General features: G+C 71.6%; 15 protein-coding genes. 11 read left to right on the top strand and 4 right to left on the bottom strand.

Going from position 1 to position 19,851, the window contains the following annotated elements:
- Positions 1–113: 113 nt before the first annotated feature.
- Positions 114–800 carry a hypothetical protein gene (locus AB0J40_RS43620; protein ID WP_364465860.1) on the bottom strand — a complete coding sequence of 229 codons (687 nt, stop codon included), beginning with the start codon at positions 798–800 and terminating at the stop codon, positions 114–116.
- 281 nt (positions 801–1,081) lie between these two features.
- On the opposite strand from AB0J40_RS43620, the gene AB0J40_RS43625 reads away from it, so the two are divergent.
- Positions 1,082–1,873 carry a hypothetical protein gene (locus AB0J40_RS43625; protein WP_364465862.1) on the top strand — a complete coding sequence of 264 codons (792 nt, stop codon included), beginning with the start codon at positions 1,082–1,084 and terminating at the stop codon, positions 1,871–1,873.
- Positions 1,870–3,963, top strand: a complete 2,094-nt coding sequence (locus AB0J40_RS43630) for a serine/threonine-protein kinase (RefSeq protein WP_364465864.1) — start codon at positions 1,870–1,872, stop codon at positions 3,961–3,963. The genes AB0J40_RS43625 and AB0J40_RS43630 overlap by 4 nt, the downstream gene beginning before the upstream one ends.
- Here the strand turns inward: AB0J40_RS43630 and AB0J40_RS43635 are convergent.
- A complete protein-coding gene (locus tag AB0J40_RS43635; RefSeq protein WP_364465866.1) occupies positions 3,941–4,363 on the bottom strand; it encodes a hypothetical protein in 423 nt (140 codons plus the stop codon). The genes AB0J40_RS43630 and AB0J40_RS43635 overlap by 23 nt on opposite strands.
- 283 nt (positions 4,364–4,646) lie before the next feature.
- Between AB0J40_RS43635 and AB0J40_RS43640 the strand changes: the two genes are divergently transcribed.
- The 9 genes from AB0J40_RS43640 (at position 4,647) to AB0J40_RS43680 (ending at position 15,345) form a co-directional block, all read left to right on the top strand.
- Positions 4,647–5,225 (top strand): AAA family ATPase, encoded by a 579-nt coding sequence (locus AB0J40_RS43640; RefSeq protein WP_364465868.1) that lies wholly within the window; start codon positions 4,647–4,649, stop codon positions 5,223–5,225.
- Between the two features lie 471 nt (positions 5,226–5,696).
- Positions 5,697–7,463, top strand: a complete 1,767-nt coding sequence (locus tag AB0J40_RS43645) for a glycoside hydrolase family 18 protein (protein WP_364465870.1) — start codon at positions 5,697–5,699, stop codon at positions 7,461–7,463.
- A gap of 43 nt (positions 7,464–7,506) precedes the next feature.
- Entirely contained in the window at positions 7,507–8,244 is a 738-nt protein-coding gene (locus tag AB0J40_RS43650; RefSeq protein ID WP_364465872.1) for an IclR family transcriptional regulator, read from the top strand.
- Positions 8,245–8,317: 73 nt separating this feature from the next.
- Entirely contained in the window at positions 8,318–9,469 is a 1,152-nt protein-coding gene (locus AB0J40_RS43655; protein WP_364465874.1) for a 4-hydroxybenzoate 3-monooxygenase, read from the top strand.
- A gap of 90 nt (positions 9,470–9,559) precedes the next feature.
- Positions 9,560–11,179, top strand: coding sequence for an FAD-dependent oxidoreductase (locus AB0J40_RS43660; RefSeq protein WP_364465876.1), 1,620 nt, complete (start codon positions 9,560–9,562; stop codon positions 11,177–11,179).
- 48 nt (positions 11,180–11,227) lie between these two features.
- Positions 11,228–12,283, top strand: a complete 1,056-nt coding sequence (locus AB0J40_RS43665; protein ID WP_364465878.1) for a LacI family DNA-binding transcriptional regulator — start codon at positions 11,228–11,230, stop codon at positions 12,281–12,283.
- A gap of 74 nt (positions 12,284–12,357) precedes the next feature.
- Entirely contained in the window at positions 12,358–13,647 is a 1,290-nt protein-coding gene (locus AB0J40_RS43670) for a sugar ABC transporter substrate-binding protein (protein WP_364465879.1), read from the top strand.
- On the top strand, positions 13,644–14,528 hold the full coding sequence (locus AB0J40_RS43675) for a sugar ABC transporter permease (RefSeq protein ID WP_364465881.1): 885 nt from the start codon (positions 13,644–13,646) through the stop codon (positions 14,526–14,528). Before AB0J40_RS43670 ends, AB0J40_RS43675 begins: the two co-directional genes overlap by 4 nt.
- Positions 14,518–15,345: a carbohydrate ABC transporter permease gene (locus AB0J40_RS43680; protein WP_364465883.1), complete on the top strand. Its 828-nt coding sequence runs from the start codon at positions 14,518–14,520 to the stop codon at positions 15,343–15,345. The genes AB0J40_RS43675 and AB0J40_RS43680 overlap by 11 nt, the downstream gene beginning before the upstream one ends.
- 1,809 nt (positions 15,346–17,154) lie before the next feature.
- Here AB0J40_RS43680 and AB0J40_RS43685 read toward each other — a convergent pair.
- Positions 17,155–19,098, bottom strand: coding sequence for a HAMP domain-containing sensor histidine kinase (locus AB0J40_RS43685; RefSeq protein ID WP_364465885.1), 1,944 nt, complete (start codon positions 19,096–19,098; stop codon positions 17,155–17,157).
- On the bottom strand, positions 19,088–19,783 hold the full coding sequence (locus AB0J40_RS43690; protein ID WP_364465886.1) for a response regulator transcription factor: 696 nt from the start codon (positions 19,781–19,783) through the stop codon (positions 19,088–19,090). The genes AB0J40_RS43685 and AB0J40_RS43690 overlap by 11 nt, the downstream gene beginning before the upstream one ends.
- Positions 19,784–19,851: the final 68 nt, after the last annotated feature.

Raw genomic sequence — 19,851 nt, forward strand, 5'->3', positions numbered from 1 at the left:
GGGGCCGCGCCCCCCCCCTCCCACCCCCCGCCCCGCCCCCCCCCCCCCACACACCCCGCCGTTCGCCGCCAAATCCACCCCCCCCCCCCCAACGGCTGCATGTCAACCGGGGGTCAGCGGAAGCGGATCACCGTGATGCCCGCGAGCACGAAGAACACCAGGACGACGAGGGTGCCGGTCTGCCCGCCGGACGAGCGGGTCACGACCTGGTCGACCGAGCCGGTCAGCCGCACGCCGCACTCGGCGACGACGGTGTGCCGCCCCGCTTCGATCCGCGTGAACTGGACGGGCGCGGTGAAGGCGCCGGAGCTGTCGGTGAAGGCGGAGCCGACCTCGGTGCCGTCGGCGGTCAGCGTGACCCGCCGTCCGGGGTTGCAGCCCTTTCCGGACGCCGACAGCTCGTCGCCGGGCTGGACGCTCGGCCGGTCGAGCACCAGTTCCCCCGGTTTCGGCTCGGTGCTGGTGGTCGTGGGCGTGCCGGGCGTGGCCGGGGTGGTCGACGTCGGCGGGGTGCTCGTGGTGGCCGGCGGGGTGGTGGTCGTGGGGGTCGGCGGGGTCGTGGTGGTGCCGGGCCGGGTCGGTTTCGTGGTGACGACCGGCGGGGTGGTCGTGGTCGGCGGCGGGGTCGTGGTCGGCGTGGCGGTCACTGTGAACCGGCTGCCGCCGCTGAGCGCCGCACCGGTCCGGGCGTTGGTGCAGGTGCCGGTCACCGGGTAGGTGCCGGGCTGCGCGCCGGCGGGCACCGTGGCCGCGACGGTGCCTTTGGTGTTGGTCTGCAGGTCGGTGTTCGCCGACCACATCGGCGTGCCATTCCACGAAAAGGTGACCGGGCCTTTGCAGGGATAGAAATTCCACGCAATGGTGAAGGAACTCCCAGCCTTCCCGGTTGATGGTTGTAAACTAACCGAGGATATGTATGGTGATTGTGCGTTGGCGCTGGTCGCGGTGGCGAGCAGAAGCAACGTTCCGGCCACGGCGCCGAAAAACAGCCGAACCACGAATCGCATTGGGACGTCCCTCCCCGGTGTGTGCTCGCTGTAGCATTCCGGACCAGTCGGATAACGCAAGTAGGGGATGCCCAATGGGACGTGTCATCGCGGCGGGGGTTGCGTTGGGTTTGTGCGCCGTACTGGTCGGCGCGCCGGCCGCTTCGGCGGACTCCGGCTCGCTCGACGTGCAGGCGTCGATCGACGGGCGGCCGGTCGCGGACGCGACCGTCCCGATCGACCCGGCCCGGCAGATCGAGCTGCAGGTCGTGGCCACCAACTCGGGCACCGCGCCGGTGAAGGTCCGCAGCGTGCGGCTCTCCGGCGTCGCGCTCGCCCTGACGTTCTTCGCCTACGACACGACGGCACCCTTCGAAGTTCCGGCGCGGGGCTCGATCACCCGGACGTTCGTGCTCGACCTCGGCGATCTCGCCGGACAGGCGACGGGACTGCTGCCGTCGTCGGTCGAGCTGCTCGACGCCCAGCGCGTGACGCTCGGCGAAGCGACCACCGTCGCCGACGTCCAGGGGTCCTTCTGGTCGGTTTACGGCGTCTTCGGCCTGGCGATGCTCGTGCTCACCGTCCTCGCGTGGCTGACCGCGCTGCTCGCGCTGGCCCGGCATCGCCTCGCGCCCAACCGCTGGCGTCGTGGCCTGCGGTTCCTGCCCGCCGGGTTCGGCACCGGCCTGGTCGCGGTGATCACGTTGTCGGTGCTGCGGCTGGTCCCGCCGGAGCCGGCGGTCGAGATCCCGGTGGTGCTCGGCGCCGCGGCGATCGCGTTCCTGCTCGGCTACCTGACGCCGCACCCCGCGCCGCCGCCGGCCGTCACCGACAGTGACACCACGGTGCGGCTGGCCGTCCCGCCGACGCAGGAATTCACCCGATGAGCGCACCGGCCGAGCTGGTCGCCGCCCTGCCGCAGTACGACATCGGGGCGGAGATCGGCGAGGGCGGCATGGGGGTCGTGTTCGCCGGGACGCACCGGACGCTCGGGCGGCACGTCGCGATCAAGCAGCTGCCGTGGGACGTGCTCAACCACGCGGCGAGCAGCGAGCTGTTCGACCGCGAGGCGCGCGTGCTGGCCAGCCTGGACCACCCGCACATCGTGCCGGTGTACGACTACGTCCGCACCGGCCGCGAGCACCTGCTGGTGATGGAACGCCTCGACGGCGGCACGGTGCACAGCCGGTTCCACGGCGACGGCGTCAGCGGCGAGCAGGCGTGCGCGATCGGCCTGGCGATGCTCGCCGGGCTGCACGCGGCGCACCGCGCGGGCGTGCTGCACCTCGACGTCAAGCCGCGCAACCTGCTGTTCAACCTGCAGGGCGTGGTGAAGGTGGCCGACTTCGGCATCGCCCGGGTGATCAGCGAGGGCGCGACGCTGGTCACGCACGGTGGCGAGATCCTCGGCACGCCGGCGTACATCGCCCCGGAGCAGGCGATGGGCAACGCGCTGAGCCCGGCGGCCGACGTGTACGCGGCGGGCACGGTGCTGTACGAGCTGCTGTCGAAGGAGCTGCCGTTCGACAACACGCGCGGCGCGATCAGCATGATGCGCCAGCACATGTTCACCGACCCGAAGCCGATTTCGGGAGTGCCGATGCCGATCGCCGGCGTGATCATGCGCGCGCTGGCCCGGGAACTGGACGCGAGGTACCGCGAGGCGGAGTCGTTCGCGGCGGACTTGGCGGCCGCGGCGACGGCGGTTTACGGGCCGGGATGGCTGGAGCGGTCCGGGGTACCGGTGCTGCACTTGACGCCCCGGGTGATCGCGGGGCTGAACTCGCCGACGGCGCCGGTGGTGGACGAGCGGACGCGGCCGGTGAGACGGCCGACGGGTCCAAACGCGACACTCGTGGCGACGAGTGGTGGGTTGGACACGAACCCAGGCGTGGCAGGCGGTCCTGGCTTCGGCGCGGCGGCCGGCGCGGGCGCGGCCGGCTTGGCGGCGGGCTCCGGACCGGGCTTTGCCGGCGGCGCGGGAGGTGCCGAGGCCGGCTTCGCCGGTGGGCTGGGCGTCGGCTCGGCAGGCGGCTTCGGACCGGGCTCTGCCGGCGGCGCAGGGGGTGCGGAGGCCGGCGCGGCAGGCGGCTTCGGACCGGGCTCTGCCGGCGGCACGAGCCTGGCGGGTGGCTCCCAGGCCGGCCATGCCGGCGGCCTCGGATCCGGCGCCATCGGCTCCGGACCGGGCTTCGCGAGCGGGCCCGGGTCCGGCTCGCTCGGCGCCGGTTCCGGCCCGACCGGCGGCACACTCGCCCCGGATTCCGACTCCAGCCGCTCGCGGGCCGCCGTTCTCTGGCTGCGGCTCGCCGCCGCGGCCGCCGCCGTCGTGCTGATCGTCCTCGCGCTGCTCAATCCCGACCGGTTGCCGCACGAGGCGTCGCCCACCCTGCTGCTCGGCGGCGCCCGGGTCACCGCGCCCGTCGAAGTGGACCTCAGCAAGCCGCTCACCTTCGCCGGTGCCGGGAATCCCGGGCGGGTCGCGCTCAGCCTGTCCGCCGCCGGGATTCCGCTCGGCTCGGCCGAAACCATCGCCAAACCGGACGGCAACGGCTTCACCGCCGAGCTCACCCTGCCGGCGATCGCGCGGTGGGTGGTCGGCGGGGCGGTCACCGCGACCGTCCGGACCGGGCCCGTCACCCAGGTCTTCACCCTGCTCACCAGCCAGCACCCGCTGGCCAGCGCGATGGGTGCGGGCAGCCTCATCCTGGCGCTGTTCGCGCTCGCCTACCTGGAATCGGGGCTGCGAACCATCCGCAACGGCCACCGCTGGCGCGGCGCGGCGGTCGGCGGGCCGGTGCTGGGCCTGCTGTTCGGAGCCGTCGCTTGGCTGTGCGTCTGTGTGCTGCGGGTGCACGAACCGGCGCCGGGGTTCGGGGCCGGGTGCGCCGTCGCGGGTGCGGTCGCGGCGGGGCTCGTGGTCGCGGCGGCGCGGCGCCGCGCGTCCACAGTGGTCAGTCGACCATCCGGACGGTGACGTGCGGGCTGTAGCTCTTCCGCCTGCTCCACCCGGTTTCGGCGCAGAGGCTCAGCTGGATCGCGCGGTCGGCCGGCGCCCAGTAGCCGGTGCGGACGAAGTAGCCCTCCATCGTGTTCAGCGCGGCGAGGCGCTTGCGGGCCGAGCACATCTCCCAGCCCCACTGGCGCCCGGACTTCTCGACGCCGTTGCGCCGCACGGACAGGCACGGGTTGCCGACCGCGCGGATATCGGCGTCACCCTCGGTGACGTAGACGACGCCGTCGATCTTGTAGAACCGGTTGTTGTCGAGCAGGGACACCTGCCCGGAGAGCGTGACGCCGACCCGGCCGCCTTCGTCGCCCGTGAGCGTCCAATCGAGACAGAATTCCTGGACCGGGAGTTCCAGCGACTGGGTCATGACGAGTTCCCCTGTTCTAGGCCGAGCGTCCCCTTCAGAAGATAGGCAAAATCCGGACGCCGGGAAGGGGCCGGGACGATCTTCACCCGAAGCGGTTCCCGGCCGGCGAATGCCTTGCCGCGCATGGGTTTTCAGGCGAGTGGGTGACTTCGGGCACGGGTGGTGACATCGGCGCGCCTCTCCGGGTGGTGCCGTCCGTACGGTCGGGTCTGTTCCTCGGACGGTCACGTTCCGTGAGTTAAAGGTAAAGGAACCATTACCTTCGCCGGGGCGTTGACGGGGCATGAGCGAGCCCACGGTCATCGAACTCGGGCCCCGCGACATGCTCGTCGTGGCGGGCCTGCCCGGCGCGGGCAAGACGACGATGCTCGGCCACGCCGCGCCCGGCCTGGTGGTGCTGGATTCCGACCAGGTCCGCACGCGGCTGGCGGCGGCGGTGCCGTCGGTCCCGTACCGCTGCTACCGGCCGGTCGTCCACGCGTGGCACCGGGCCCGGGTGGTGAGACGGGCGCTGGCGAGAGGGCCGATCGTGGTCCACGAGCCGTCGACGCGCGCGACCACGCGGGCGCTGCTGGCCCTGGTGGGGGCGGTGAGCGGCCGCCCGGTACGGCTGCTGTTCCTGGACGCGACGGCTGCGGAGGCGCTGGCGGGGCAGCGGAGCCGGGGGAGAGTGGTGCGGCCGCGGTCGTTCGCCCGCCACGTGCGGCGCGTGGGACGTTGGCGCGAGGGCCTGCTGGCGGAGCGCGTGCCGGCGGGGTGGAGCAGCGTGCAGGTGATCGACCGGGCCGGCGCGAGGCGGACGCGGGTGGTGGCCAAGTCCCTGGTGAGCTGCCGAGCCGTGCAAGATGTCGTGAGTGGTTAGGGCGGTTAGAACCGCCCTGAACACTCACGACAGGCCGCGGAAGACTGCTCGGGCGGCGGGCGCGAGGCGGGCTGGGCTGCGGAAGGCTGCGCGGCGGCGGGTGCGGGGCCGCGGAAGGTTGTTCGGCGGTGGGCGGGAGGAAGGCTGGGGCGGCGGACGACTGCTCGGGGGTGGGTGTGAGGCGGGGGTCTGCGGAAGGCTGCTCGGCGGCGGGTGTGGGGACGGGGCTGAGGAGGGCTGCTCGGCGGCGGGCGCAGGCGGGCCGGGGCCGCGGTTCGGGCGATCGGTGGCGCGAGGCTGACCACAGCAGCCGCCGAGGCGCGGGCACGGCGGCGGCCGACGCGCGGGCCCACAGCGGCTGCCGAGGCGCGGGCGCGAGGCTCGCCCGCCGTCGAAACCGCCTTTAGTTGGTCTAAACATTTTACATATTGGTCTAGACAATACCTCCAGTCTCCCCGACTGGAGGACCCGATGAGGCGTTCCAGACTGTCCGCATTCCTCGCCGCCGCACTGCTCGCGCTCTCCGGGATCGCCACCGGAACCGCCGATGCGGCCAACCTCCTCGCCAACCCCGGCTTCGAAGCCGGCTCCCTCACCGGCTGGACCTGCGCGAACGCCGCCACCGTCACCACCCCCGCGCACAGCGGCGGTTACGCCCTCGCCGGCACGCCCGTCGGTGCCGATTACGCCCAGTGCTCGCAAACCGTGTCCGTTCAGCCGAACACCACCTACTCCGTCTCGGCCTGGGTGCGGGGGAACCCCGTCTACCTCGGCGTCACCGGCGGCCCGTCGACCTGGTCGGGCAACGGCAGCGCCTACAACCAGCTGTCCCTCACCTTCACCACCGGCAACCAGACCTCCGCCCAGCTCTACCTCCACGGCTGGTACGGCGCCGGCACCTACTACGCCGACGACGTCGTCCTCGACGGACCCGGTGGCACCACCCCGGGTACGCCCACAGCTCCCGGCACCCCGCAAATCACCACAGCGACGAACAACTCCATCGCCCTGAGCTGGGGCGCGAGCGCCGGGACCGTCACCGGGTACCGCGTCTACGAAGGCAGCACCGTCGTCGCCACGACCACCGGGACCAGCGCCACCATCGGCGGCCTCGCCGCCTGCACGACCCACAGCTACTCGGTCGCCGCCTACAACGGAGCGGGTGAGTCGCCGAAGAGCGCGACCGCCGGCGGGAGCACCGCCGGCTGCGTCGACACCGGCCTGCCCAAGCACGCCCTCATCGGCTACCTGCACTCCAGCTTCGCCAACGGCTCGGGCTACGTCCGGATGGCCGACGTCCCCGCCGCCTGGGACATCATCGACCTCGCCTTCGGCGAACCGACCTCCGTCACCTCCGGGGACATCCGGTTCACCCGCTGCCCGGCCACCGAATGCCCGAACGTCGAGAGCGACGCCGACTTCACCGCCGCCATCAAGGCCAAGCAGGCGCAGGGCAAGAAGGTCCTCATCTCCATCGGCGGCCAGAACGGCCAGGTCCAGCTGACCACCACCGCCGCGCGGGACAAGTTCGTCAGCTCCGTCTCCGCGATCATCGACAAGTACGGCCTCAACGGCCTCGACGTCGACTTCGAGGGCCACTCGCTCTCGCTCAACGCCGGCGACACCGACTTCCGCAACCCGACCACGCCGGTGATCGTCAACCTCATCTCGGCGCTGAAGTCGCTCAAGGCCAAGTACGGCTCGGGCTTCGTGCTGACAATGGCGCCCGAGACGTTCTTCGTGCAGGTCGGCTACCAGTTCTACGGCGGCACGAGCGCGGGTGACGCGCGGACCGGCGCCTACCTCCCCGTCATCCACGCGCTGCGGGACTCGCTCACCGTGCTGCACGTCCAGGACTACAACTCCGGTCCCGTCATGGGCCTCGACAACTCCTACCACAACATGGGCGGCGCGGACTTCCACATCGCGATGACCGACATGCTCAAAGCCGGCTTCACCGTGGCGAACACCGGCCAGTTCTTCCCCGGCCTGCGCCCCGACCAGATCGCGATCGGCCTGCCCGCCGCGGTCAGCGCCGGCAACGGCTACACCTCGCCCGCCGACGTCCAGACGGCGGTGAACTGCCTGGTCAAGGGCAGTGGCTGCGGTTCGTACACGCTGCGCGGCGGCGCCTCGCCGGCGTTGCGGGGCCTGATGACCTGGTCGATCAACTGGGACAAGTACTACAACTGGGAGTTCCAGAACAGCCACGAGCCGTTCCTGAACTCGCTGCCGTGACGCCGGGCGGTGTGCCCCGCCGCGGTGGGGCACACTGCCTGACGTGGAGAAACGCGACTCCGTGCTGACGCGGGCCGTCCGCATCTTCGAGACCTTCGGGCCGGACACGCCGGCGTTGCGCGTCACCGACATCGCGCGCCGCGCGAACCTGCACATCGCCACGGCGTCCCGGCTCGTCGACGAGCTGGTCGGCCACGGCTGGCTGAGCCGCGACCCCGATCGGAGGATCCGCGTGGGCGTTCGGCTGTGGGAACTGGCGTCGCGCGCGTCGCCGACGCTCGGGCTGCGCGAAGCCGCCATGCCCTTCATGGAGGACCTGCACGCCGTCGTCGGGCACCACACCCAGCTCGCGGTGCTCGAGGACCGCGAGGTGCTCTTCGTCGAGCGGCTCTCGGCGCCCGGCGCGGTCGTCAACGTGACGCGCGTGGCCGGCCGGCTGCCGCTGCACGCGTCGTCGTCCGGGCTCGTGCTGCTCGCCCACGCACCCGCCGACCTGCAGGAACAGGTTCTGTCCGGCCCGCTCGAGGCGTTCCGCCGCACGACACTGACCGACCCGGCGCGGCTGCGGCGGTTCCTGGCCGACGTCCGGCGCGACGGCTACGCGTTCTGCGCCGGGTTCATCGACGAGGAGACGACGGGCATCGCGGTGCCGCTGCGCGGACGCGGCGACACCGTCGTCGCGGCGCTGTCGGTGATCGTGCCCAACGACCGCAACGCGCGGATGCAGATCCCGGCGCTGCGGGCGGCGGCGCGCGGCATCTCGCGGACGCTCTCTCACTGAATGAGAATGCCGTAGTCGGTGCCCGGCCCGCCGGGAGATGCTCGGGGCTCCCCGCGGGAAAGGACGTGCTCCAGTGCGCACCCAGGTCGTCATCGTCGGCGCCGGCCCGGCCGGGCTGCTGCTGTCCCACCTGCTCGGCCTCGACGGCATCGACTCGGTGCTCGTCGAACGCCAGACCGCCGAGTACGTCCAGGCCCGCATCCGCGCGGGCATCCTCGAAGCGGGCACGGTCGAGCTGCTGCGGCAGGTCGGCCTCGGGCACCGGCTCGACGTCGAGGGCATGGAGCACCGCGGCATCTACCTGCAGGCACCGGGGGAGCGCCACCACATCGACTTCACCGGCCTCATCGGACGGTCGGTGACCGTCTACGGGCAGACCGAGGTGACCAAGGACCTCATGGCGGCGCGGGAAAAGGCCGGCCGCCCGGCGTACTACTCGGCTTCGGACGTGGCCGTGCACGACGTCACCGGCACGCCGTACGTGACCTTTGTGGACAGTGACGGCACGGCCCGGCGGATCGACGCGGACGTCGTCGTCGGCTGCGACGGGTTCCACGGGCCGAGCCGGGCGTCCGTCCCGGACCCGAAGGTCTGGGAGCGGACGTACCCGTTCGCGTGGCTGGGCGTGCTGGCCGACGTCGCACCGTCGACCGACGAGCTGATCTACGCCTGGCACCCGGACGGGTTCGCGATGCACAGCATGCGCTCGCCGCGGGTGAGCCGGTTCTACCTTCAGGTGGCGCCGGACGAGGACATCGCCGAGTGGAGCGACGACCGGATCTGGACGGCGCTGTCCGAACGGCTGGGCCTCGACGGCTGGACCCTCGAAACCGGGACGATCACGGAGAAGAGCGTCCTGCCGATGCGCAGCTTCGTGACGACGCCGATGCGGCACGGGAACCTCTACCTGGCCGGCGACGCGGCGCACATCGTGCCGCCGACCGGCGCGAAGGGCCTGAACCTGGCGGTGGCCGACGTCGCCCTGCTGGCCCGTGCGTTGAAGGCGTCGTTCCAAGGCGACGACGAACTCGTGGACGCCTACTCGGAGACGGCGCTGCGCCGGGTCTGGCGCTGCACGCACTTCTCCTGGTGGATGACGTCGATGCTGCACCGCCACGGCGACGACTTCGACGCCCAGCTCCAGCTGTCCCAGCTCCGCCGCACGGTCACGTCGACCGCCGCGAAGACCGAGCTGGCGGACAACTACGCGGGCCTGCCGCTGTAGTCCTGTCCGGTTCTGGCTCTTGACGCCCGACCCGCCCGGGTCGCACCATACCCGCGTAGTAATTCGAATTATCAGCGCCGGGAAGGGCTCATGAGGGAACTGGACACCGAGATTCTGGTGGTCGGCGGGGGACTCGGTGGAGTCGCCGCCGCGCTGGCCGCCGCGGCCCGCGGGCGGCGCGTCGTGCTCACCGAAGAGACCGACTGGCTCGGCGGGCAGCTCACCGCCCAGGCCGTTCCGCCGGACGAGAACCCGTGGATCGAGCGGTTCGGCTCCACCCGCACCTACCGCGACCTGCGCGCGGGCATCCGCGACCACTACCGCCGCCACTACCCGCTGCGCGCCGAGGCCGCGAAGCACCCGGAGCTGAACCCCGGCGCCGGGCGCGTCAGCAAGCTGTGCCACGAACCCCGGGTGGCACTGGCCGTCATCGAGGCCATGCTCGCGCCGCACGTCAGCGCCGGGCGGATCCACGTCCTGCGCCACCACCGCCCGGTCGAAGCGCACACCACGAACGACCGCGTCGACGCCGTCACGCTCGAGAACGGCGCAGACCGCGTCACCGTCAAAGCCCAGTACGTCCTCGACGCCACCGAGAACGGCGACCTCCTGCCGCTCACCGGCACCGAGCACGTCACCGGGGCCGAGTCCAAAGCGGACCACGGCGAACCGCATGCCCCCGACGAGGCCGCCCCGGCGAACCTCCAGGGCATCACCTACTGCTTCGCGGTTTCCCACCACGAAGGCGAAAACCACGTCATCGACAAGCCGGAGATGTACGGCTTCTGGCGCGGCTACCAGCCCGACTTCTGGCCCGGCCCGCTGCTCGGCTTCGCCGCCCCGGACCCGCGGACGCTCGAACCGGTGGAACGCACCTTCGTCCCGAACCCGCCCGGCGACCCGCTCGCGGTGAGCGCCGACCAGAGCGCCGACGCCGGCGACAAGGAACTGTGGGCCTTCCGCCGCATCCTCGCCCGCAACCTGCACACCGAAGGCGCGTTCGGCTCCGACATCACGCTGGTCAACTGGCCGCTCAACGACTACTGGCTCAAGCCCGCGCTCACGGTCCCCGGCCACGCAGGCGAAGCGGACGTCGAGGCAGCCCACCACGAAGCCAAGCAGCTCAGCCTGTCCGTCCTGTACTGGCTGCAGACCGAGGCGCCCCGCGCGGACGGCGGCACCGGCTTCCCCGGCCTCAAGCTCCGGCCCGACGTCACCGGCACGGAAGACGGGCTCGCGAAATCCGCGTACGTCCGCGAAGCCCGGCGCATCAAGGCGGTCACGACCGTCACCGAGCACGACGTCTCGGCCGAGATCCTCGGCGTCGACGGCCGGGTGCGCCGCGCCGACGCCGTCGGGGTCGGGAGCTACCGGATCGACCTGCACCCGTCGACCGGCGGGGACAACTACATCGACGTCGCGAGCGTGCCGTACGAGATCCCGCTCGGCGCGTTGCTGCCCGTCCGGATGACGAACCTGCTGCCCGCGGGCAAGAACATCGGCACCACGCACATCACGAACGGCTGCTTCCGGCTGCACCCGGTGGAGTGGAACATCGGCGAGGTCGCCGGGCTGCTCGCGGCCTTCGCGATCAGCGAGGACGTCGAGCCGCGGAGCGTCCACGCGGACAGCCGGCTCTTCGAGGACTTCGCGCGCGTGCTGGACGCCGCCGGCGTGGAACGCAGGTGGCCGGAAGTGCGGGGGTACTGATGCGGCCGCCGGTAGAGTCCAGGCGAACCGCACGGGAGGGAGTCACCGATGACGGCGGGTTCGGGCCGGGTCACGCAGGCCCAGGTGGCGCGCCTGGCCGGCGTCTCGCAGGCCGTCGTGTCCATGGTGCTGAACGGCTCCGACAGCCTGCGCATCACCCCCGAGACCCGCGACCGCGTGCAGCAGGTGCTGCGCGAAACCGGGTACACGGTGGACATCATGGGCCGGCGGCTGCGCGGCGGGTCCAACCAGATCCTCGGCGTCTTCACCTACGAGTCGGTGTTCCCCTCCGGCGTCGCCGACTTCTACCGGCCGTTCCTGCTCGGCATCGAGGAGGAGGCCGAGGCGCAGGGCTTCGACCTGCTGCTGTTCACCAGCGGTGGCCGCCGCGACGGGCGCCGCCGCATCTACGAACAGGGCACGAACCGGCTGCGCATCGCCGACGGCTCGATCCTGCTCGGCCGCCACAACGACCCGCAGGAGCTCGCGCAGCTCGTCGAGGAGCAGTTCCCGTTCGTGTTCGTCGGCCGCCGCGAGTCGCCGACCGGGCCGATCAGCTACGTCGGCGCGGATTACGTCGCGGCCACCCGTGAGGTGCACGAACGGCTGTGGGGCCTCGGGCACCGCCGGATCGGCCTGCTCAGCGTGACCGAGGAGAACGAACCGACCCTCGACCGGCGCGCCGGGTACGAGGCCGCCGCGCGCAAGCACCGCCGTCCGCCGCTGGTCTTCCTCGCCGACGATCCGGCGATCGCGCTGCGGCAGGCGCTCGACGAGGGCGTCACGGCGTTGCTCGTCGAGAGCTCGGCGATGGCCGACGGCCTCTTGGCCTGCGCGCACGAACTCGGCTTGGGGGTGCCCGACGACCTGTCCATCGTGGTGCTCGGGGACGCCGACCCGTCGCAGCAGCCGCACGCGCACGCGGTGCCGAGCACCGGCACGGACTGGTCGATGTTCCGCATCCCGCGCCACGAAATGGGCGCGCACGCCGTGCGCGTGCTCGTCGGGCTGCTGAAGAACCCCAAGCCCCGCCAGCTGCTCCTGCCGTGCACGATCCACGAGGGCGCCACCACGGCGGCACCCTCCACACCGGACTCCCGCTGAGGCTCGAGCGGCCTGTTGACAGCACTGACAGCGGCACTTACGGTCGCTGCTAATTCGAATAACCAGGAGGCATCGTGGCCTACCGGAGAATCCGGCTGCTCGCCGCGGCCCTGTCCGCCGTCGCACTGGCTTCGACGGCGTGCTCGGGCGGCGACGGCGACGACAAGAACATCGCCCTGCGCATGACCGTCTGGACGACGGACAAGAACCAGCTCGCCCTCTTCGACTCGATCGCCGCCGAGTACCGCGCGGCGCACCCGGAGGTGGCGTCGGTCAAGTTCGACGTCGTCCCGGGCGACACCAGCGCGTACTCGGCCGCGCTCACCACCCAGCTCTCCGGCGGCAACCCGCCCGATCTCGCGTGGATCCTCGAGCGCGACGCCCCGGACTTCGTCCAGTCCGGTGCCCTGACGAACCTCAAGCCCACTTTGGACAGTGCCGCCGGGTACAACGCCGGTGAACTGGTGCCGTCCGCGACGAAGCTGTGGACCAAGGACGACGGCCTCTACGCCTACCCGTTCTCGACGTCGCCGTTCGGCATGTTCTACAACAAGAACCTGCTCAGCCGGGCCGGGGTGACCGAGACCCCGGACCAGCTGCTCGCGAGTGGACGGTGGACCTGGGACGCGGCCAAGCAGATCGCCACCCAGGTCGCCGCGAAGGAGACCGGCAAGGCCGGCCTGGTCATCCGCGAGTTCGAGTACAAGCAGTGGGTGCTGCTCGCCTCGGTCTGGCGCGGCTTCGGCGCCGACGCCTGGGGCCCGGACGGCCGGACGTGCGGGTTCACCTCCCCGGAGATGACGTCCGCGATGACGTTCCTGCACCAGGCGATCTTCACCGACAAGGCGCTGCCCGGCCCGGGCACGACGGCGGACTTCTTCGCCGGGGAAGCCGGTCTCACGATCGCGCAGATCAGCCGTGCCGGGCTGCTCAAGGCCAAGCCGTTCGAGTGGGGGATCGTGCCGCTGCCCGCCGGGCCGAAGGCGAACGCGCAGGTCATCGGCCAGGCCGGGATCGGCGTCCCGGTCAAGGGCAAGCACGCCAAGGCGGCCGCGGACTTCCTCGCGTTCTTCACCAACCCGGCCAACTCGGCGAAGCTCGGCCAGTACTTCCCGCCGGCCCGCGACAGCCTGCTCAACGCGGCCACCCTGGCCAAGGCGAACCCGCTGTTCAGCCAGGACCAGCTGCAGAAGGTCGTCGTCAACGGGATCAAGACCGGCGCGGTGCTGCCGTCGCACACCGGCAGCGCGCGGATCGCGTCGCTCGTCCAGTCCGCTTTGGACCCGATGTGGAAGCCGGACGCGAACGTGCCCGCCGCGCTCGCCGGGGTCTGCCAGGCGATCGACCCGGCGCTGAGCCAATGACGTGGACGTCGAGGAAGCGCGACGAGCTGGCGGGGTGGCTCTTCGTCGCCCCGCAGGCTCTCGGGTTCCTCGCCTTCGTGGTCGCCCCGCTGGTCGCGGTGGTCTGGTACAGCTTCCAGGACGTCAACCTGCTGGCCGGGACGTCGTCGTTCGCGGGTGCGGACAACTACGCCAAGCTCTTCGACGATCCGACCGCGCCGAAGGTCGCCCGCGCGACGGCGATCTTCTGCGTCGGCCTGGTCGTGCTGAACCTGGCACTCGCGCTGTCGCTGGCCTTGCTGCTCAACCTGAAGCTGCGCGGCACCACGGTGTTCCGGACGGTCTTCTTCTCGCCGGTCGTCGTCACGCTCGTCGCGTGGACGATCGTCTGGAACTTCCTCCTGCAGGACAACGGCGGCGTCAACTCGCTGCTGCGGACCGTCGGGATCGACGGGCCGAACTGGCTGCGCGGCAACGGCACGGCGATGCTGTCGGTGATCGTCGTGCAGGTGCTGAAGAACGTCGGGCTGAACATGGTGCTGTTCCTCGCCGCACTGCAGGGCATCCCGGCGTCCGTCATGGAAGCGTCGCAATTGGACGGTGCCGGGCCGTGGCGGCGGCTCCGGTCGGTGATCCTGCCGATGATCAGCCCGACGACGTTGCTGACGGCGATCATCACCGTCGCCGGCGCGCTGCAGGTGTTCGCGCAGATCCAGGTGCTCACCCTCGGCGGCCCCGCCGACAGCACCAACGTGCTGGTGTTCTACTTCTACCAGCAGGCCTTCGCCAACCACGACCTCGGCTACGGCTCCGCGCTGGCGGTCGTGCTGTTCCTCGTCATCCTCGTGCTCACGCTGCTGCAGTGGCGGATGCGGAAGCGGTGGGTGTTCCATGAGTCGTAGGGCCAAGATCGCGTGCTACGCGGTGCTGGTCGTGCTGGCCGTGCCGTTCGTGTTCCCCACCTGGTGGATGATCACGGCGTCGCTGCTGCCGGCCAACGAAGTGTTGGCGTACCCGCCGAAGCTGTTCCCGAACCAGCCGCAGTGGGAGAACTACAAGACCGCGTTCACGGACTTCCCGTTGGCGCAGCAGTACTTCAACAGCCTCTACATCGCCGTGCTCGTCACGCTCGGCACGATGTTCTTCTCCTCGCTCGCCGGGTACGCGTTCGCCCGCATCCGGTTCCGGGGCGAGAAGCTCTTCGCGCTGATCCTCGTCGGACTGATGGTGCCGAGCGAGGTCACGATCATCCCGCTGTTCCGGGTGGTCGACGACCTCGGCCTGACCAACACGCACTGGCCGCTGATCGTCGTGCCCATCTTCGGCGCGCCGAGCGTGCTGGCGACGTTCGTGATGCGGCAGTTCTTCATCACCATCCCGAACGAACTCGAAGAAGCGGGCCGGCTCGACGGCCTGTCGCGGTTCGGGCTCTACCGGCGCGTCGCCCTGCCGATCGCCAAGCCCGCGCTGGCCGCGGTCGCCATCTTCACGTTCCTCAACACCTGGAACTTCTTCCTGGAACCGCTGGTGTACCTCACCGACAAGAGCATGTTCACGCTGCCGGTGGCGCTGACGCAGTACGTCGACGTCTACGGCGGCCACCTCTGGAACGTCCAGCTCGCCGCCGCGACCACCACGGTCGTGCCGGTCTTGATCGTGTTCGTCATCGCGCAGCGCCAGTTCGTCGAAGGGCTCGCTCAAAGCGGCCTGAAAGGCTAGGAGGCAGTTGTGATCGATCGCAGAACCTTCCTCGGCGGAGCCACCGCCGCCGCGGCGCTCGGCCTCGTGGGCGCCGGAGCGGCGGCGGCCGCGGGCCGGTACCCGCTACTGGGTGCCGGGCCGGCCGCTGCCGGCGCCGGCACCTCCGCCGCGGAGGCCGTGCCGCCGGCCGCCGGGCCGTTCCCGCCCCTCGCCCCGCTCCCGCCCGGCGCCCCGGACCGGCGGCTCTTCTCGCCGCTGGAGCAGCGCTTCGGGCCCTACCTCGCCATTTTGCCGGGCATTGTCAACGATGTCAGCACCGATCCCGCCACTCTGGGCTTCTTCGGCGGCGGCTGGTGGCGGACGCCGAGCGAGCCGTACAACGCCCGCGTCCAGGAGCACGTCTACACGTTGAGCTGGTTCTACGCGAACCGGCGCGCGTGGAACCCGTACTTCCTCGACCCCGCCCTGCGGAACCGGCTCGACGCGGCGATCGGGCACTACCTGAACCTGCAGCACGCCGACGGCTCGTTCCCGGAGTACTCGATCACCGAGAAGTCCAAGGCCGCCACCGGGTTCGGCCTGGGCTACCTCGCGAAGACGCTGGCCAACCTGCGTCAGGTCAACGCGCTGCCCGCTCGCCGGGCCGAGATCGAAGCCGCGCTGTACCAGGGCATGACGTGGTTCCTGAACCCGGCCAACCCGATCTGGGTGCACCCCGTCGAGTACGCCAACCAGAACGCGTCCGGGCTGTCGTCGTCGCAGCTCGCTTTGAAGCTCGACCCGGACGCCGTGCTGGGCAAGCAGTTGCGGGACCGGATCGAGTTCCTCGCCGCGAACGGCCAGAGCCCGGCCGGCTTCTTCTACGAGCCGACCGGGATGGACGTCAACTACAACTTCGAGGTGATGCTCCCGGAGATCGCCGAGATCTACGCGCTGACCCGCGACCGCACGGTCGTGCGCATGGCCCGGAAGTTCGCGGACTGGTTCGGCTACAACGTCGTCCGCGAACCGGACGGCTCGGGTTCGCTGACCTACGTCGCCACGTCGAGCCGCACGCACGTGTCCTATTACGACGACGTCATCCCGGACCCGGACCGGACCAACCTGGCTTCGCTGTTCGTCCCCGAAGTGCCGGACCTGGCCGCGTTCTTCACCACCCGGGAAGACCGCGCCGAGACGCGCGGGCAGTGGGCGGCGACCCCGGGCCCGGCCGTCGGACCGGCCAAACAGGACACCTCGCCACGCATCCTCGCGCACGTCTCCTACGGCGAGGCGTTCCCGTCGCGCGGCGAGAAGCAGGAGTCGATCCGGCAGCTGCCGTACCTGCGGTCGACCGACTTCGCCGTCCAGCGCCGGGACACCGAGCTGAACCAGACCTACGTCTACGTGCGCCGCCCGCGGCTGTACCTGGCCGGGTTCTGGGGCACGCGGCCGTCGAGCTACGTCCGGGGCGCGCAGGGCATGCTGTGGCACCCGCGGGCCGGCATGGTCGTCCACTCGCAACAGGACGACACCCAGTGCTGGGCCAGCCTGCTCCCGAACGGCTCCCCGGACGCGCGCGGCCTCCTCGACGCCACCTACGCCATCGGCGACCGTGAGTGGGACGGCAGCCGGAAGGTGCCCGGCTCCGCGCCGGTCGTCGTCCGGTACGGATTGGACAGTCGCATCCGGACGGACCTGACGATCACCCGCGACACCGTCACCCGCGCGGTCCGCGGCACGACCCCGCTCACCGAGCAGATTCCGCTGGTCCTGCACCCGGGCGACGACGTGCGCTTCTCCGACGGCACCCCGGTCGCCCACGGCGCCGACGCCGCGGCGACCGCGTCAGGGCTGACGATCCGCCGCGGCGGCACGACGGTGACCATCGGCTGGGGCACCGGACTGGCCGCGACCGTCACCGCCACCGCCGTCACGTTCCTCCGCGACGGCGCCCGGCGGCTGCACGTCCTGCGCGTCCCGCACCCCGGCACCCTCACCACGGAGATCCGGCTTCGGTAGCCGGACGGTGAACGTCGACCCGGCGTCCACTTCGGACTCGACGGTGACCGTGCCGCCGTGCGCGGCCACCAGGTGGCGCACGATGGCGAGGCCGAGCCCGCTGCCGCCGGTCTGGCGGCTGCGGGACTTCTCGGCCCGCCAGAACCGGTCGAACACGTGCGGCAGGTCCGCGGCGGCGATCCCGGTGCCGGTGTCCGCGACGGCGAGCGTCACGATGTCCACAGTGGACGAGACACGGATCGTCACCCGGCCGCCGGCCGGCGTGTGGCGGATGGCGTTCGTCACCAGGTTGCCGACGATCTGCCGCAGCCGCACCGGGTCGGCGTCGAGCCCGGTCGGGCCGGCCGCCTCCACGGCGAGCGTGACGCCGGCCGCGGCGGCCCGGTCGGCGTGCGCGGCGGCGACGTGGCCGGCCAGCTCGGCGGCGTCCACCGGCTCCGGGTGCAGCCGCAGCCGGCCGGCGTCGGCCGCGGCGAGGTCCTGCAGGTCCTCGACGATGTGCTGCAGCAGCACGGTTTCTTCGAGCAGCGACGTCGTCAGGGCCCGGTCGAACGGCAGGTGCCCGTCCTCGGCGGCCTCCAGCCGGCCGCGGATGACGTTGAGCGGGTTGCGCAGCTCGTGGGCGATGTCGCTGACCATCGCCTTGCGCTGCTCTTCGATGCGCTCGCGGCGGGCGGTGAGGTCGTTGAACGCGGCGGCGAGGTAGCCGACCTCGTCGCGGGACTTCACCGGCGCCGGCCGGTCCTGCTTCGCGGCCTCGGTCAGCGCGCGCAGCGGCCGCGACAGCCGCCGCGCGACCAGCACGGTGATCGCCGCGGCCAGCACCAGCACGCCGCCGGTGACCGCGAGGATCCGGGTGAGGTTCTCCTTCGACAGCGTGAACGTCGGCAGCTGCGACCCGCCGGGGCCGAGCGTGAAGAGCAACGCGGGCGGCGCGACGAACGGCGTCAGCTGCGCGCGGCGGGCGGAGTCGACACAGGCTCGGCTGGGGCCCTGGTCGGCGACGCCGAGCGCGTCGAAGTCGAGGCCCAGCTTCACCTGCTCGGCGCCCTGGGCCTGTAGGCAGCGGTTCACGGCTTCGTCGAGTCGGTCGAGCGCGGCCTGCTCGGTCGGCGTCGGCGTGGCGAGGTCGTAGATGCCGCACTTGGCCGCGAAGTAGCGGGCGGCGAGCGGGTCGAGCCCGGTGAGCTGCGGGCGGCCGCTCGCCGAGAGGCGCACCTGACTGGGGAAGCCGAGGGTGGTCAGGCACGCGGCCGCCTTCCGCGCCAGGCCGTCGAGGTCCTCGCGTTCGTCCGCGGGCAGCCGGAACGGGCCCGCCGCGCGCGGGTCGATGCCGCTCGTCCCGGCCTGGGGCAGCAGCACCGGGTCGACGTGCAGCGGGTCGACCGACGCCGTCGCCTTCACCGGCAGCGTGACCGGCTCGCCGCCGGAGTCGCCGAGCACCCGGCGGTCGAGGGTGGTCAGCACGATCCGGCGGCCGGTGCCGGCGGACAGCTCCCGCAGCCGCGGGCCGACCTGGTCCCAGGTGTGGTTGACCGCGGCGAAGCCGATCAGCTCGGTGTAGATGGTCGCGTCGCCCGACAGCGCTTGGCCCTGCTCCTGCTGGATGGCCCGGGTGGTGGTCTGCACGGCGAGCCACGCGGTCGCGGCGATCGAGCCCAGCGCGATCAGCAGGGAGACGGCGGTCAGCCGGACGACGAGACTGCGCCGGAGAGGGAAGCTGTGCTGATGCGCCCTCGGCTGAGAAGCGCGCCTCGGGCTACGCGTCATTTTCCGCCGTCAGCTTGTACCCCACGCCGAAGACGGTACGCAGGTAGACGGGTTTCTGTGGGTCCGGCTCGAGCTTCTTGCGCAGGTTGAGGACGTGGACGTCGATGATCCGGGTGCTGACGAACCGGTCGTCGCCGCGGGTCAGCTCCAGCAGCTGCCGCCGGGTGAAGACCCGGCCCGGCTGCCGGATCAGCGTCTCCAGCAGCTGGAACTCGCCCGGGGTGGTCTCGACCGGGCGGCCGTCGACCGACACCTCGTGCCGGACCGGGTCGAGCCGCAGGGCGCCGGCCCGCAGCGCCGGGTCGGGCGGCTCGCTGCGGGCCGACGTCCGGCGCAGCAGCGTGCGGACCCGGGCCATCAGCTCGCGCGGGCTGTAGGGCTTGGTCAGGTAGTCGTCGGCGCCGAGGTCGAGGCCGAGCAGCAGGTCCTCCTCGGTCGCGCGGGCGGTGAGCATCAGCACCGCGACGTCGGACTCGCCGCGCAGGATGCGGCAGACGTCCAACCCGTCGACCTCGGGCATCATCACGTCGAGGACCAGCAGGTCGGGCCGCTCGCGGCGGGCCTCGTCGAGGGCCGCGCGGCCGTCCGGGGCCAGCACCACGGTGTGCCCTTCGCTCTCGAGGTAGAGCCGGAGCACCTCGGCCTGCTTCTCGTCGTCCTCGGCGACCAGTACACGTGCGCACACGGCGTCGAGGTTAGGCGTCCTGACACGGTCCCCACCCGATCCTGACCGGATCTTCATACCTTGAGGGC

The organism is Amycolatopsis sp. NPDC049691, from assembly GCF_040675005.1.
In the GTDB taxonomy this organism is placed as follows: Bacteria; Actinomycetota; Actinomycetes; order Mycobacteriales; family Pseudonocardiaceae; genus Amycolatopsis.

Excerpts from the sequence above, each read along its gene's own strand:
- AB0J40_RS43620 (WP_364465860.1), bottom strand. The coding sequence starts at position 800 with ATGTGGTCGGCGAACACCGACCTGCAGACCAACACCAAAGGCACCGTC.
- AB0J40_RS43625 (WP_364465862.1), top strand. The coding sequence starts at position 1,082 with ATGGGACGTGTCATCGCGGCGGGGGTTGCGTTGGGTTTGTGCGCCGTA.
- AB0J40_RS43630 (WP_364465864.1), top strand. The coding sequence starts at position 1,870 with ATGAGCGCACCGGCCGAGCTGGTCGCCGCCCTGCCGCAGTACGACATC.
- AB0J40_RS43635 (WP_364465866.1), bottom strand. The coding sequence starts at position 4,363 with ATGACCCAGTCGCTGGAACTCCCGGTCCAGGAATTCTGTCTCGATTGG.
- AB0J40_RS43640 (WP_364465868.1), top strand. The coding sequence starts at position 4,647 with ATGAGCGAGCCCACGGTCATCGAACTCGGGCCCCGCGACATGCTCGTC.
- AB0J40_RS43645 (WP_364465870.1), top strand. The coding sequence starts at position 5,697 with ATGAGGCGTTCCAGACTGTCCGCATTCCTCGCCGCCGCACTGCTCGCG.
- AB0J40_RS43660 (WP_364465876.1), top strand. The coding sequence starts at position 9,560 with ATGAGGGAACTGGACACCGAGATTCTGGTGGTCGGCGGGGGACTCGGT.
- AB0J40_RS43665 (WP_364465878.1), top strand. The coding sequence starts at position 11,228 with ATGACGGCGGGTTCGGGCCGGGTCACGCAGGCCCAGGTGGCGCGCCTG.
- AB0J40_RS43675 (WP_364465881.1), top strand. The coding sequence starts at position 13,644 with ATGACGTGGACGTCGAGGAAGCGCGACGAGCTGGCGGGGTGGCTCTTC.
- AB0J40_RS43680 (WP_364465883.1), top strand. The coding sequence starts at position 14,518 with ATGAGTCGTAGGGCCAAGATCGCGTGCTACGCGGTGCTGGTCGTGCTG.
- AB0J40_RS43685 (WP_364465885.1), bottom strand. The coding sequence starts at position 19,098 with ATGACGCGTAGCCCGAGGCGCGCTTCTCAGCCGAGGGCGCATCAGCAC.